At 34.5% G+C, this 14,714-nt stretch carries 12 protein-coding genes, 2 tRNA genes and 1 other annotated feature; of the genes, 10 read left to right on the forward strand and 4 right to left on the reverse strand.

Translation table 11 applies throughout. The annotated features are described in order from the left end of the window. Positions 1–85 precede the first annotated feature (85 nt). Positions 86–159: transfer RNA gene (locus CWS01_RS04065), tRNA-Arg, on the forward strand. A 48-nt stretch (positions 160–207) separates the two neighbouring features. After that, positions 208–281: transfer RNA gene (locus CWS01_RS04070), tRNA-Arg, on the forward strand. Between the two features lie 82 nt (positions 282–363). Here the strand turns inward: CWS01_RS04070 and CWS01_RS04075 are convergent. Further along, positions 364–1,200 (reverse strand): YsnF/AvaK domain-containing protein, encoded by an 837-nt coding sequence (locus CWS01_RS04075; protein ID WP_101175769.1) that lies wholly within the window; start codon positions 1,198–1,200, stop codon positions 364–366. A 549-nt stretch (positions 1,201–1,749) separates the two neighbouring features. On the opposite strand from CWS01_RS04075, the gene CWS01_RS04080 reads away from it, so the two are divergent. The 8 genes from CWS01_RS04080 (at position 1,750) to leuD (ending at position 11,183) form a co-directional block, all read left to right on the forward strand. After that, positions 1,750–1,944, forward strand: a complete 195-nt coding sequence (locus CWS01_RS04080; protein ID WP_101175770.1) for a YolD-like family protein — start codon at positions 1,750–1,752, stop codon at positions 1,942–1,944. Positions 1,945–2,615: 671 nt separating this feature from the next. Then, positions 2,616–2,884: a binding site (T-box leader), on the forward strand. 96 nt (positions 2,885–2,980) lie between these two features. Continuing rightward, positions 2,981–4,702: an acetolactate synthase large subunit gene (gene ilvB / locus CWS01_RS04085; protein ID WP_101175771.1), complete on the forward strand. Its 1,722-nt coding sequence runs from the start codon at positions 2,981–2,983 to the stop codon at positions 4,700–4,702. Beyond that, positions 4,699–5,217, forward strand: coding sequence for an acetolactate synthase small subunit (gene ilvN, locus CWS01_RS04090; protein ID WP_101175772.1), 519 nt, complete (start codon positions 4,699–4,701; stop codon positions 5,215–5,217). The genes ilvB and ilvN overlap by 4 nt, the downstream gene beginning before the upstream one ends. Before the next feature lie 50 nt (positions 5,218–5,267). Further along, the gene (gene ilvC / locus CWS01_RS04095; RefSeq protein WP_101175773.1) at positions 5,268–6,290 is read left to right on the forward strand and encodes a ketol-acid reductoisomerase; all 1,023 of its coding nucleotides are present in this window, start codon (positions 5,268–5,270) and stop codon (positions 6,288–6,290) included. Further along, the gene (locus CWS01_RS04100) at positions 6,277–7,812 is read left to right on the forward strand and encodes a 2-isopropylmalate synthase (RefSeq protein ID WP_101175774.1); all 1,536 of its coding nucleotides are present in this window, start codon (positions 6,277–6,279) and stop codon (positions 7,810–7,812) included. Before ilvC ends, CWS01_RS04100 begins: the two co-directional genes overlap by 14 nt. 134 nt (positions 7,813–7,946) lie before the next feature. Further along, positions 7,947–9,047 carry a 3-isopropylmalate dehydrogenase gene (leuB, locus tag CWS01_RS04105; RefSeq protein ID WP_101175775.1) on the forward strand — a complete coding sequence of 367 codons (1,101 nt, stop codon included), beginning with the start codon at positions 7,947–7,949 and terminating at the stop codon, positions 9,045–9,047. 110 nt (positions 9,048–9,157) lie between these two features. Continuing rightward, the gene (leuC, locus tag CWS01_RS04110) at positions 9,158–10,567 is read left to right on the forward strand and encodes a 3-isopropylmalate dehydratase large subunit (RefSeq protein ID WP_101175776.1); all 1,410 of its coding nucleotides are present in this window, start codon (positions 9,158–9,160) and stop codon (positions 10,565–10,567) included. A gap of 28 nt (positions 10,568–10,595) precedes the next feature. Continuing rightward, entirely contained in the window at positions 10,596–11,183 is a 588-nt protein-coding gene (leuD, locus tag CWS01_RS04115) for a 3-isopropylmalate dehydratase small subunit (protein ID WP_101175777.1), read from the forward strand. 147 nt (positions 11,184–11,330) lie between these two features. Here the strand turns inward: leuD and CWS01_RS04120 are convergent, their stop codons facing one another. The 3 genes from CWS01_RS04120 to CWS01_RS04130 form a co-directional block, all read right to left on the reverse strand. Next, complete coding sequence (locus CWS01_RS04120; RefSeq protein ID WP_101175778.1) at positions 11,331–12,044, reverse strand: sulfite exporter TauE/SafE family protein; 714 nt, start codon at positions 12,042–12,044, stop codon at positions 11,331–11,333. Between the two features lie 287 nt (positions 12,045–12,331). Continuing rightward, complete coding sequence (locus tag CWS01_RS04125; RefSeq protein WP_101175779.1) at positions 12,332–13,087, reverse strand: GntR family transcriptional regulator; 756 nt, start codon at positions 13,085–13,087, stop codon at positions 12,332–12,334. Positions 13,088–13,110: 23 nt separating this feature from the next. After that, entirely contained in the window at positions 13,111–14,457 is a 1,347-nt protein-coding gene (locus CWS01_RS04130) for an amidohydrolase (RefSeq protein ID WP_101175780.1), read from the reverse strand. Between the last annotated feature and the right edge of the window lie 257 nt (positions 14,458–14,714).

The following is a 14,714-nucleotide window of genomic DNA, read 5'->3' on the forward strand; positions in this document are numbered from 1 at the left end:
AAGTTTTGTAAAAACAATTGACTTTTACTTTAATAGCACATATAATAAATATTGTCCTCGTGACATGTAACAAAATAATGATGATGTCCCAGTAGCTCAGCCGGATAGAGCATACGCCTTCTAAGCGTACGGTCGGGAGTTCGAATCTCTCCTGGGACGTATTAAATTATTTCTGTTATCATGAATAGGATATTTTTTAAAAAACATGTCCCAGTAGCTCAGCCGGATAGAGCATACGCCTTCTAAGCGTACGGTCGGGAGTTCGAATCTCTCCTGGGACGTATTTTCGGATAAAGAATAAAAATCCACTCTTATCATTTAAGAGTGGATTTTTATTTGGATTTATTAATGAAGAAGGACAGCTCATTTTCTCCTTAAGGTATCTTCCTCTGCTCCACGAACATTGCCTTCTTTATTAAAGTGAGCTTCTTCTTTTTTTACAGTTTCAGAAATATGTTCGTTTTCTTCAACTGTTTTTTTCCCAACAACAATCTCTTCAGTAACCACTGGTTTTTTTGTAACTTCTAGTCGTTCCTCAACAATGGGAACCCTGATTGTTTCTGAGTCGTTGACAGGAGACACTTCACCTGAAGAGTCACTAACTGGGCGACGTTCGACATACACTTCATCATGCTTTACCGGAACATCTATTTTCTTCTCTTCTGTTATAACTTCTTTGCTGACTTGAATCTCTCCGGTTTGCACATTCTCTCTGTCTATATTTAATTCTTCTTCTCTAATAGGCATGATTTTTTCTTCTTTTGTACTATAAGTATTTCCATTATTAGAAACATCTGCTATAGCTGAATACGAATCAGATGAGAAATCTTCTCGATTTAAGTTATCCGTTTCTGTATTATCACTTTTTACTAATAGAAATTTGCCATCTTCTAATTCCTCATTATATTTATCAACTTCTTCTTTGGGAAGATCTAAATTATTTAAGCTATTTCCAGCTAATCCAAGATCATCCAGTGTAAAGAAATCTTTTAGTTTTTCAAAAAATGATGCAGAATTATTATTTTTAATATCTGTTGCTTGATATATATCTGCATTTGTCTGAGTTTCTAAATAATCTGTATCCTTTCTATTTGTAATAACGGAAAAACTAGCAGATTCATACCCCTTAGCAGAGAAACCCTCAATTGCTGAAATTGTTTCTTCTGGCGTTTCGTACACGCCTATTACATGTCTAGTCATCTCTTTCTTCCTCCTTTTTTATTTTAGATAATCGATTATGTAATAGTTGATTCCCGTTGTATTTTCTTTTAAACAATATATAAAAATGTAAATTTATCCATTCACTATGAAAACTGATAGTTTGTAACATGTTGAATTTGTTTATATAGTGATAATCTATGGTATAAGACAGTAAATCTAAAAAATATCTTTCATAAAAATAAATGCTCATAATTGATTTTAATCTTTATTCTAAAATAATATTTTTGGTTATTTTTTAAAAAAAAAATAAATTCTAGAGAGGAAATGAATAAAATGAATAATATTCTGACATTTGTTTGTGAACTTCCTTCTCATAATAAAAGAAAAAATTGTTAAATTTATGTATAAAATGGTTAAAAAAAGAAAAAATATAAATAGTATCTATTCGTATATTAAAAGTTCACAAAGTTGTAAAAAAATATTGGAAACGCTTACTTGTTTTGTTGTATAATAGACATATAATGATTACATTAATATTTTATTATGTGAATAGATGATCAAATTAAAATTAAAAAGGAGAAATGCAACATGATTTTAAAAGAATTAGGAAGGAATAGAATGATTATTATCAACTATTATAAAAACGGATTTTTGCAAACCTGTAAAGGGTATGTGCAAAAATTAAATCTTAATGATCAAAGTATTGATCTAAAAGATGAAAGACAAAATCTACTAAATATTCGTATTTCATGGATACATGATGTTACAGCAGTAAGCAAATGATTGGTGATAAATGCAATCGCTTTCTTTTTAAGAGGGTTGCATTTATCTTAACTAAACTTGGAGAATAGAAAATGAAAAATGGATGAATCTGTTGTCAGCATTCTTTATAAGCAGGATAGAAAAACTATGTAAGAATATATAACAACATAATGTACATTGTTAGAATTATTGTATTATAATATGCAACATAAAGTAATGTATAGATGGAAGAAGAAATTAAGTGATTATTATCAATAGATTTGCAAAAATTAAGCAACTATATAGATGGTAATCTCAATGGGCTATTAGCCAATAATAAAAGAATTTTTCCTCATTCAGGTAGGTACGAATAGATATTCCCCATCATAATCTTTTAGAGAGCGATATCTTAAAAGATTCTCCATATTCATTGCTTTTGATTATTTAATTTCAGATTGAAGAGTAAAAATTTAAAAATTTTTTTGAATAATTTAAAGTATATGAATTGTTTATTTATCAGTATTGTAAGCGATTCCAACTAAAATTAGATTGTTTTAATTATCTAATAATTCTCAAAAATACTGTTGACTCTTTTTTAGATTCGGCGTAAGATAACTTCAACAAAAGCAAAACAGAAAACAAAGCAAACGAGAAATGCTTTTGACAAAATGATTAATTATACTAAAAAATTAAAATAAAAATAATCCATATAGAAAAATTCGATGAAGAGGATAAGTAGTTTCAAACCTGGGATTCCACAGAGAGCCGGTAGTGCTGAGAGCCGGTGAAGCCAGTTGAAATGAACTCACCTCCGAGTGTTGGCTTGAAAAACGGATGTTTTAGTAAAGCCGACCGAGTGATATCCACTCGTTACCAAAAAAATGAGCAGTTATCAAAACTGTTTCTCTTGAGTGCATGCACTTTTATATAGTGTATGAATTAGGGTGGTACCGTGGAAAGCAAAAGCCTTTTCATCCCTTGTCTACTACATTAGTTAGTATACATGGAGGTGAAAAGGCTTTTTTCATTTAAATAGTCATGCTCTATCAGTACTTACTTTTATGAGGGGGTAAAATAAATGTTACAGGAAACTGCCTTTGAAGAAACAAAGGCTAATACCAATACTAAACCATTAACTGGCGCTGACCTTTTATTGCAGGCTTTGGAAAAAGAGAATGTAGAATTTATTTTCGGTTATCCAGGTGGTGCCGTGTTGCCAATCTACGATAAAATATATGATTCGAAAATTTTTCATGTACTTCCTCGTCATGAGCAAGGTGGAATCCATGCAGCTGAAGGTTATGCAAGAATTTCTGGAAAACCGGGTGTAGTAATTGCAACCAGTGGTCCTGGTGCTACTAATATTGTAACAGGACTTGCAGATGCAATGATGGATTCTTTGCCATTGGTTGTATTTACAGGGCAAGTAGCAACAGGTGTGATTGGAACGGATGCATTCCAAGAAGCAGATATTTTAGGAATTACAACGCCGATTACAAAATACAATTGTCAAATTAGAAATTTGGAAGACATTCCAAAAATTATTAAAGAAGCATTCTATATTGCGACAAGTGGAAGACCAGGACCTGTATTAATTGATATTCCCAAAGATATCGCTGCAACTATTACAGAGGAGCCAAAGGAGCAGGAAATCAGTCTCCCGGGTTATCAGCCGACAACACAGCCTAACTACTTGCAGATTCGTAAATTGACAGAAGCGGTGAGTGCAGCTAAAAAACCGGTTATTTTAGCTGGAGCAGGCGTTATTTTTGCAAAAGCAAGTGCGGAGCTGAAAGAGTATGCCGAGCAGCAGCAAATACCAGTTATTCATACTCTTTTAGGATTAGGCGGCTTTCCGGCAGATAATGAATTGTTTGTAGGCATGGGTGGCATGCATGGCTGTTATGCAGCTAATATGGCATTATACGAATGTGATTTGCTAATTAATGTAGGGGCCAGATTTGATGATAGGCTAACTGGAAACTTAGCTCATTTTGCTCCAAATGCAATGAAAGCACATATTGATATTGACCCAGCTGAAATCGGCAAAATTATTCCTACAAAGATCCCTGTAGTAGCAGATGCAAAAGAAGCTTTAACTGAATTGATCAAACAAAATGGTAAAATGTCAGAACATAATGAATGGAATGAAAAAATAAAAAATTGGCAAAAAGAGTATCCTTATTATTATGAAAATTCTGATTTGTTAAAACCACAAAAAGTGTTAGAGCTATTGTATGAAAAAACTGGCGGAAATGCTATTGTTACGACAGATGTTGGTCAGCATCAAATGTGGACAGCGCAGTATTACCAATTTAAAGAATCCAATAGATGGGTTACATCTGGTGGACTTGGAACGATGGGATTCGGATTGCCATCAAGTATTGGTGCACAATTAGCTGATCCTGATGCAACAGTATTGGCAATCAGCGGCGATGGTGGTTTCCAAATGTGCAGTCAGGAATTGGCGCTAATTAAAGAATTAAACTTGCCTATTAAAATTATCATTTTTAATAACCAGGCATTAGGAATGGTGAGACAATGGCAGGAATTCTTTTATGAATCTAGATTCTCTCACAGCAAGGAATCAGTACAGCCATCTTTTGTAAAGCTAGCAGAAGCGTATGGCATAAAAGGATATCAAATTTCTACTGACGAAGAAGCGGAAACGATTTTAGACCAGGTGTTAAATGAAAGAGAACCAGTATTGCTTGATTTCCGTTTAGATCCAAATGAAAATGTATATCCAATGATTGCACCTGGAAAAGGTTTACATGAAATGGTAGGGATGAAGCCATGAAAAAAATTATTAGTTTAACTGTTTTGAATAAATCAGGTGTGTTAAACCGCATTACTAATTTATTTTCAAAAAGAAATTATAATATTGAGAGCATTTCTGTGGGGCACACAGAGAATGAAGGAATTTCACGCATAACTTGTGTGGTTCATGTCGAAAGCGACAGTGTAATTGAGCAAATTACGAAACAATTAAATAAGCAAGTAGACATTCTTAAAGTGGTGGATATCACAGACCAAGCCATTGTAGCAAGAGAGCTTGCACTAATTAAGGTGCTTGCTACTCCTCAAACTAGGCATGAATTGTATTCGCTAATTGAACCATTTCGAGCGTCTGTTATAGATGTCAGCAAAGAAAGCATTGTCATCCAAATAACTGGTGAATCAAGCAAAGTAGAAGCATTTATTGAGCTAATCCGTCCATACGGAATTAAAGAATTGGCGAGAACAGGCACTACTGCCTTCCCTCGTGGATCCCAAAAAAGCAATATTCAAAGAAGCACTTACTCTATAGTTTAATTAATTTATTATATAAAACTAACATTTGAAAACGAAAGGGAGAATAAAAAATGGCAAAAATGTATTATAACGGAGACGCAAACTTAGGATATTTTGAAGGAAAAACAGTAGCAGTAATTGGTTATGGTTCACAAGGGCATGCACATGCTTTAAATATGAAAGACAGTGGCGTAAATGTAATCATTGGTTTAAGACAAGGGAAATCATGGGACAAAGCAGTTGAAGATGGCTTTAATGTATTTTCAGTAGGCGAAGCAACAGCAAAAGCTGATATCGTAATGGTTTTATTGCCTGATGAACTTCAAACAAAAGTTTATTATGAAGAAATCAAACCAAATTTGGCAAACCAAGCATTAATGTTTGCACATGGATTTAATATCCACTTTAACCAAATCGTTGCACCAGAAACAAGCGATGTTTTATTAGTAGCACCTAAAGGTCCTGGACATTTAGTGCGCAGAACATACGAACAAGAAGCAGGAGTTCCTGCATTATTCGCTATCTACCAAGATGTTACTGGCGAAGCTCGCGAGTTAGCTTTAGCATATGCAAAAGCAATCGGATCTTTACGTGCTGGTGCACTTGAAACTACATTTAAAGAAGAGACAGAAACAGATTTATTTGGAGAACAAGCTGTTTTATGTGGAGGTTTAACAGCACTTGTTAAAGCTGGATTTGAAACATTAGTAGAAGCTGGCTACCAACCAGAACTTGCATACTTTGAATGTTTGCATGAATTAAAATTAATCGTTGACTTAATGTATGAAGATGGTATGGCAGGAATGAGATATTCTATTTCTGATACAGCACAATGGGGCGACTTTGTAACAGGACCAAGAATTGTAACAGAAGATGTGAAAAAAGAAATGAAAGCTGTATTAAAAGATATCCAAGATGGAAAATTTGCTAAAGGCTGGATTTTAGAAAACCAAGCAAATAGACCAGAATTTACAGCAATTAATGCTCGTGAAAGTGAACATTTAATTGAAAAAGTTGGTAAAGAATTACGCCAAATGATGCCATTTGTAAAAAGCTCTAAGAAGAAAGAAGTGGTAGGTAGTGGCAAAAATTAAGATTTTTGATACGACATTAAGAGACGGGGAACAATCACCTGGCGTAAATCTTAATCTTTCAGAAAAAATTCTTATTGCTGAACAACTAGAAAAATTAAATGTGGATATTATAGAAGCAGGCTTTCCAGCTGCTTCTAAAGGAGATTTTATGTCTGTGCAAAAAATTGCACAGACAATTAAAAATAGCTCTGTGACAGGTCTAGCAAGAGCTGTACAATCAGATATTGATGCTGCCTGGGAAGCTTTAAAAGATGGGGCTAACCCAAGAATCCATGTCTTTTTAGCTACATCTCCTATTCACCGCGAATATAAGTTGAAAATGTCTAAAGAACAAGTAGTGGAAAGAGCTGTTTCAGCAGTTAAATATGCTTCTCAGAAATTCCCAATTATTCAATGGAGTGCAGAAGATGCATGTAGAACAGAACTTCCTTTTTTAGCAGAAATAATTGAAGAAGTTATTCAAGCAGGCGCGAATGTAATCAATATTCCTGATACCGTTGGATATATAAATCCATATGAGTACGGGAAGATTTTTCAATATTTAAAAAATAATGTTCCTTCTATTAATAAAGTTTGCCTGTCCACACATTGTCATGATGACTTAGGAATGGCAACAGCAAACTCCTTGGCAGCAATTGAAAATGGTGCAACACAAGTGGAATGTACGATAAATGGAATTGGTGAAAGAGCAGGAAATGCCGCATTAGAAGAAATTGCGGTTGCCCTTCATATTCGTAATGATCATTATAAAGAAACAACTAGAATTAACTTAAAAGAAATTAGCCGCACAAGCAGCTTAGTCAGCGAATTAACGGGAATGGTTGTTCCAGGAAATAAAGCAGTTGTTGGGCGCAATGCATTTGCTCATGAATCGGGCATTCATCAAGATGGTGTATTAAAAGAAAAAACAACATACGAAATTATTTCACCTGAATTAGTTGGCTATTCATCTAACAACATGGTATTAGGAAAACATTCTGGCAGCCATGCATTTAAATCCCGCCTTCAAGAATTAGGATTAGAAATAGCTGACAATGATGTAAAAGAATTGTTTGTCGCATTTAAAGAATTAACAGACCATAAAAAAGAAATAACAGATGAAGATATCATTGCTATTGTGTTAGAGAAAAAGCTTTCTAAAGAAGAAAAGTATTATGAGCTTGTTGATGTAAAAGTAAAACACAATGATGATATAGCAGAAGCTTACATTAAACTGCATGGAGCAAAAAATGAAGTAATTGAAGAAACAGGTACAGGTTCAGGCAGTGTAGAAGCACTTTATAATACATTAGAAAAATCAATCAATGGAGATGTAAGCTTATCAGATTATCGTATACAATCAGTTGGTGCTGGCAGAGATGCATTGGCACAAGTGTTTGTAAAAGTTCAATTTGAAGAGAAAGAATCCAATGGACGTGGTTTGGATCAAGACGTATTAGTTGCTTCAGCAAAAGCGTATTTAAATGCTATTAACCGTGCGATATTAGCTAAAGAACAAATAGTGGAAATCGTAAATAGCTAATTATTTATTCTGTTAGCAAATAAATTTTCAGCTTGTAAAGTAAAGTTCAAAATAAATAAACATTTAACCATCAGTGAAGTTATATTTTGCTTCACTGATGGCAGTTTCACGTAGAATGGAAAGGGCGAATTAGAATGAAAAAGAAAATCGCTGTATTACCAGGAGATGGAATAGGTCCTGAGATTGTTCAAGGTGCTATTGAAGTATTGCGAGTAATTGAGGAAAATTTCCAACATGAGTTTGAATATGAATTTGGAAATATCGGTGGAAATGCTGTTGATATAGATGGAAGTCCTTTACCTGATAAAACGATTAATCTTTGCAAAAACAGTGACGCTATTCTTTTAGGGGCTGTTGGTGGACCGAAGTGGGAGACGCTTCCTGTTCCCCTGCGTCCAGAACAAGGGTTGTTAAAAATTAGAAAAGAATTAAATCTTTTTGCTAATTTAAGACCAACAACTTATTATGAGAGTTTGGCGGGATCTTCGCCATTACGCCAAGAAATTATTGAAGGTGTAGATTTATTTGTTGTCAGAGAATTAACTGGCGGAATTTATTTTGGCAAGCCAAGCGAAAGAACAACTATTAATGGCCAAAGTGGTGCAGTAGATACATTAGTCTACAGTAAAGAAGAGATAACAAGAGTACTAGAAAAGGCATTTGAAATTGCACAAACTCGTTCAAAAAAAATAACATCTGTAGATAAAGCGAATGTACTGGAATCCAGCAGATTATGGAGAGAGTGTGCAAACGAAATTGCAAAAAAATATCCAGATGTTTCGTTAGAACATATGTTAGTAGATAATGCAGCTATGCAGCTTATTAGAAATCCAAAACAATTTGATGTGATTGTAACAGAGAATATGTTTGGGGATATTTTAAGTGATGAGGCATCTGTATTAACAGGTTCTTTAGGAATGTTGCCATCTGCAAGTATTTCAGAATCTGGCCCGTATCTTTATGAGCCAATTCATGGCTCAGCTCCAGATATTGCAGGACAGAATATTGCTAATCCACTTGCTACCATTCTTTCTGCAGCTATGCTTTTACGTGTATCTTTCCAATTAGAAGAAGAGGCGGCAATTATTGAAAAAGCGGTAAATGCTGTTTTAGATAATGGATTCCGTACAAGAGATATTATTTCTCCAAATACAAAAATTGTTTCCACTACGGAAATGGTAGAAGAAGTGAAAAAAGAAATAGTAGCTAAATTGGCGAATAAATTAAACGCATAACAAGAAAAAAATTCTAATACTGCTATCTACAAATCGATCATTAGTAAAATAATAAAAAATCTAATGTGTTCGCAAAAGAAAAGGAATAACAAGAAAGTGAGGGGAATATGATGGGGAAATCAATTGTTGAAAAAATATGGCAGAAGCATATTGTTCATAGAGAAGAGGGGAAACCAGATCTGCTATATATTGATCTTCATCTTGTGCATGAAGTAACATCACCTCAAGCATTTTCTGGTCTAAGAATGAAGAATCGAAAAGTGAGAAGACCAGATCGTACATTTGCGACAATGGATCATAATGTACCAACCATTAATCGCTTTAAAATAGATGATGAAGTGGCATTAAATCAAATGACCACATTGGAAAAAAATTGCTTGGAATTTAATGTTCCTTTAGCAAACTTAGAAAGCCCTGAACAAGGAATTGTCCATGTTATTGGACCAGAGCTAGGGTTAACACAGCCAGGAAAAACAATCGTATGCGGCGACAGTCATACATCTACACATGGAGCATTTGGAGCACTAGCATTTGGAATCGGCACTAGTGAAGTAGAACATGTATTGGCAACACAAACTTTATGGCAAACAACACCGAAAACATTAAAAGTAGAAGTAACTGGAAAACTTGCTCAAGGTGTTACAGCAAAGGATGTTATTTTATATATCCTTTCCAAGTATGGGGTAAACTTTGGTACAGGACATGTTATCGAGTATACTGGCGATGTCATTAGAAAGCTTTCCATGGAAGAAAGAATGACCATTTGTAATATGTCTATTGAGGGCGGAGCGAGAGCTGGTTTAGTTTCCCCAGATGAAACAACTTTTGAATATGTAAGAAATCGCAAATATGCCCCTGAAAATTTTGAAGCAGCTGTTGCAGAGTGGAAAGAGCTTGTTTCAGATGAAGATGCTGAATATGATAAAGTGATTATTATTGATGGCAATGATATTGCACCAATGGTAAGCTGGGGTACAAATCCAGCTATGACAGCAAAAGTAGATGCTAGTATTCCTACGTCTTCTAGTTATGAAGAAGAAACCGAACGCCGTGCATTGCAAAGTGCTCTTCAATATATGGATTTACAAGAAGGTCAGGCAATTACAGATATTAAAATTCAACATGTATTTATCGGTTCATGTACAAACTCTCGAATTGAAGACTTAAGACAAGCTTCTAGTGTCATTCAAGGACGAAAAGTGCAAGCGGGAGTACGGGCTTTGGTTGTGCCAGGATCTCAAAAAGTAAAAGCACAAGCAGAAAAAGAAGGATTAGATGCAATTTTTAAAGAGGCTGGTTTTGAATGGAGAGAAGCAGGATGCAGCATGTGTTTAAGCATGAATAATGATTTTGTGCCGCAGGGTGAACACTGTGCTTCTACTTCAAACCGGAACTTTGAAGGCAGACAAGGTGCGGGAGCTAGAACTCATCTAGTAAGTCCAGCGATGGCTGCAGCTGCAGCTATAAATGGCCGCTTTATAGATATTCGAACAGAACAAGCAGTGGAAGAATTAGTATAAACAAGAGATAAGGCAGGGAGGGATACAAATGAGCGGATTTACTAAATTTGTTGGAAAAGCAGCAGCGATGGATCGTGTCAATGTGGATACAGATCAAATTATTCCAAAACAATTTTTAAAAAGGATTGAAAAAACAGGTTTTGGCCGCTTTGCCTTTTTTGATTGGCGCTATTTAAAAAATGGGGAACCAAACCCTGAGTTTGAATTGAATTTTCCTGAGAATAAAGGTGCAACCATTTTAATTGCCAATAAAAATTTTGGTTGTGGTTCATCCAGAGAGCATGCACCATGGGCATTGCAGGACTATGGTTTTCAAGTAGTTATTGCACCGTCATTTGCAGATATTTTTTATCAAAACTGCTTAAAAAATGGAATGATTCCTATTCAATTAGACAGTGAAAAGATAGAATACTTGCTAAATGCTGCTAAAAATCAGCCATATAATTTGCATGTTAATTTAGAGAATGAAACAGTAGAAGATGAAAATGGTTTTAAAGAAAGCTTTGATATCCATCCTTACTGGAAAAAAATGCTTGTAAATGGTTGGGATGAAATTGAAATAACTCTGCAATACAGCACTGAAATTCAAGACTATGAAAATGCAGCTGCAAAATAAGTGTATATGAAAGGGGCTTTCCAATAAGTCAATTTTTTTGACTGTTGGATGCCCCTTTGTTTGTTTAAGAATGCTAATATATCGGTATTTTTGACTTTTAAATGGATTTCACTTTTGGCACAAGCACTTTTTCATTGCTCATCCTATTTAAGAAGTGATGATTAAATATAATCCTGTAAAAAGAAGAATGATATATGTAATGATTTTAAATGTTTTTTGGCTGATCCATTTAAATAATAATTGCCCTGCAAATATGCCAATAATCAAAGATGGAAGTCCAATGCTGGAAGATATCCAAACTTCTGAACTTGTCCCTCCAAAACCTATCTGCATAACAAGGCTGGCAAAATAAACAAATAAATAATACGCTAAAGTTGTGCTGCGAAGTGTTGCTTTATTTGTCCCTACACTAGAAAAATAAAGCAAAAGGGGAGGTCCTGGCACACCTATGCTTGTTGTCAGTAAACCAGATATGCCTCCTGTTAGAAAATCTCCTTTTTTCGATTGTTTAATGGTCAGTTTTAAAATCAGTAAGATAGTTAAAAAGATAATAAGGATGCCAACAGTCATTTTCAGTATTTGAACATCCATGTATAAATAAACGGCAAGTCCGATTATTAATCCTAAAATACTGCCTTTTATTAGTGTTATCAATAATTGTTTATTAATTTCCTTTCTGATTTTATAAATCATAAAACTAGAAAGACAAATGGATAAGACGATATTGATTTGTACAGCAGTATGAATAGGATAAAGCAAAAAGAGAAAAGGAGTCCCGATAATAGAGAAACCGAAACCAGTGCTTGTTTGCAAAAGTGATGCAAAAAACACAACAACAATTAATAATAACCAACCATCCATAAAGTACCTCGCTTTGTATCATGCAATAAACTGTGTGTTTTATATTCTTGCTGTTTTTCGTCTCAGCAGCCTGAATATACTTTGTTTTCCTTGGGCACGTCTTTCTCCCATTCCCAAAGGAGTCTATGTGTATTCCATCTGCTGAGGCCTGTTATTCTATTATTTTTGTTAAAAATAATAAATTTTAAGAAAACAGTCTATATTTTTAATTATTTAATCATTTTTTGTAAATATTGCTCTTAAACTTGACTGTTGCTTTTTGCTGCAGGCATTCATTTTCCCCCAGTCTACATATTAGATAGCGTTCTGCATGCTGTAAACTTTATTAAATCATGCACATAATATTCAGAGTTGAACATTATCGGAAGTCCTTCGTCTGTATACTTTGTAATATCGAGTCTTAAAAGGGGGGCATTTATTGGCAAATGAAGCATCTTTCCTAACTCATTATCTGTTAAAGTAGGAATCAGCTCCATAAAATCATGACTAAAATGAACATTGCTTGTTTCTTCTAAATAGGTAAAAATATTCTGTCCGAGATCATCTTCGCTAAATATATTGGTCTGCAAGTGTTTTTTTGCAATTCGATTTATGCAATAAACAGCAGGTGCATGATCGGCAAGAAATCGTTTTTTCACTATCAGGATTTCATCCTCTGGCTCTATTTTTAAGTATTCCGCCGTCTTTTTATCACACTTTTCCCAAGAATAGGTTATATTATCGACGTTAGCTTGATAGCCAGATTCTTTTATAAAGTTGCTTAGTTCTCCTGAAGAATCAATAATGCCAGTAAGTTTTCTTGCAAAAGTAGTAATGATTGTGCTGCTTCCTTGACTTCTTGTAATAAAACCTTCATTTTCTAAAACAGTAAGAGCTTCTCGAACAGTTACCCGGCTTACTCCCATTTCAGCAGCAAGTTTTGTTTCGGAAGGCAGCTTTGTCAGTTCATGTTCATTTGTATGCAAAATATACTGTTTTAAGTATTCAATTGTTTGTTTTACTGCTGTTAGTTTTTGCACTTTATTAATGCCGATTTTTGACATAATTTCCTCCTGTCTGTTTGCAATTAAATACCTGCCTTTTGGATGATTTTTGCTGCAGATATTCTGCTTTCAAACATAATTTTTTCTTCGTCTAATGTCAGTACTTCTCTGTTTTTCATAATAATCTTTCCATCAATAATAACATCAGTCACATCATTGCTTGTAGCCGATTCTATTAAAGTGTTCACTAAATTTTGAGTTGGCTGAATATGCGGCTGATTTAGATTGATTGCTATCAAATCTGCTTTTTTGCCAATCTCTAGTGTACCAATTTGTTGTTCTTGCAGGCTAGCTTTTGCTCCTCCTAATGTTGCCATCTCCAGTATCTTTTTTGACGGCATAACAACTGGATCGAAGATGGGGGTCCCCCAATAGGCTCGCATTAATGATTTAAATACTTTCATTTGATCAAAGAGGCTTAATCCTGCATGTGCTGCTCCATCTGTCCCAAGACCAATGCTAATCCCTTTGTGCAAAAGTGTTGGAGTTTTGGTGAAACCTTTTCCAGAATTGCTGATCGGACAATGGGCAATTTTAATATTATAGTTGTTTACAATATCGATTTCATTATCGGAAAGCAAAATGCTGTGTGCACTAAGAAAAGGCTGATCTAATACCTCTAAAGATTCTAAAAATTCCAACGGACGTTTTTTATAGTGTTCCAGGCAGAAACTTATTTCATTTGTATATTCATTCATATGAGCCTGTACCCCTGTGTTTAACTCTTTTGCTGTTTCAAAAACACTAGTAATCAAACTTGGCGAACATGTAATGATAGATCTCAATGAAAACCAAATATTTATTCTTCCTTCTCCTGCCTGATGAAAATCATCATAAAGTCTTTTATTTTGCTTTATTAATTCTTCTTCGGAAAACTTCATGCTAGAAGGTATAGCTTCACCTGTATTCATGGTAGAGCAGGTTAAAGTAGCTCGCAAACCTGCTTGCAACGCGCTTTCTGCTACTTTATGCATATAACTGCCGCCAGCATCAACAAAGGATGTAGTTCCGCTTTTTATCATTTCCAGGCAACTTAATTGAGCACTTTTATACACAGCATCTTCGTTTAAATTGCTTTCGTAAGGAACCATAATTCTTGTCCAGATCATAGGATATTCATCTGTGATTTTGCCCCTTAGGAATTGTTGATTTGTGTGCATGTGTGCATCAATAAGCCCGGGCATTAGAAGTTTTCCTTTACCCTCTAAAGTTGTTTTGGACTTATATTGTTTACTTATTTGCAAGAAGCTGTCCAGTGCAATGATTTTTTTATCCGCTATTGCAATAGACATATCTTCTTGGACAGTAAATTCATTCGTTAAGATAGAGCAGTTTTTAATAATTAAATCACATTTTTTAACTTGATTCATTGCTGTAGTCCTTCCATTTACACTTGAATATTTAGTTGGATGCTGCTTACCCATTATTTAATGGGCTTTTGCTACTCTCTGATTGAAGTTTCGTTTGATATGCAAGTTTTTATTCCTTATTTCACTGCAGGTAGTTGTTTTGGCATCTGTTTTACAAAAGAGTAACTTTTTAGTTTTATAGCTGCTTGTTAAAAAATTTAAAATGGCTTTAACCGCCCCATCATCTATTCATAAAAATAGGCTGTTTTCGTAAACTT

Origin of the sequence: Niallia nealsonii, from assembly GCF_002835805.1 — a bacterium.
In the GTDB taxonomy this organism is placed as follows: Bacteria; Bacillota; Bacilli; order Bacillales; family Cytobacillaceae; genus Niallia; species Niallia nealsonii.

Coding starts and splice junctions, on each gene's coding strand:
- leuB (WP_101175775.1), top strand. CDS start 7,947: ATGAAAAAGAAAATCGCTGTATTACCAGGAGATGGAATAGGTCCTGAG.
- CWS01_RS04125 (WP_101175779.1), bottom strand. CDS start 13,087: ATGTCAAAAATCGGCATTAATAAAGTGCAAAAACTAACAGCAGTAAAA.
- CWS01_RS04075 (WP_101175769.1), bottom strand. CDS start 1,200: ATGACTAGACATGTAATAGGCGTGTACGAAACGCCAGAAGAAACAATT.
- ilvB (WP_101175771.1), top strand. CDS start 2,981: ATGTTACAGGAAACTGCCTTTGAAGAAACAAAGGCTAATACCAATACT.
- leuC (WP_101175776.1), top strand. CDS start 9,158: ATGGGGAAATCAATTGTTGAAAAAATATGGCAGAAGCATATTGTTCAT.
- CWS01_RS04080 (WP_101175770.1), top strand. CDS start 1,750: ATGATTTTAAAAGAATTAGGAAGGAATAGAATGATTATTATCAACTAT.
- CWS01_RS04130 (WP_101175780.1), bottom strand. CDS start 14,457: ATGAATCAAGTTAAAAAATGTGATTTAATTATTAAAAACTGCTCTATC.
- leuD (WP_101175777.1), top strand. CDS start 10,596: ATGAGCGGATTTACTAAATTTGTTGGAAAAGCAGCAGCGATGGATCGT.
- CWS01_RS04120 (WP_101175778.1), bottom strand. CDS start 12,044: ATGGATGGTTGGTTATTATTAATTGTTGTTGTGTTTTTTGCATCACTT.
- ilvN (WP_101175772.1), top strand. CDS start 4,699: ATGAAAAAAATTATTAGTTTAACTGTTTTGAATAAATCAGGTGTGTTA.
- ilvC (WP_101175773.1), top strand. CDS start 5,268: ATGGCAAAAATGTATTATAACGGAGACGCAAACTTAGGATATTTTGAA.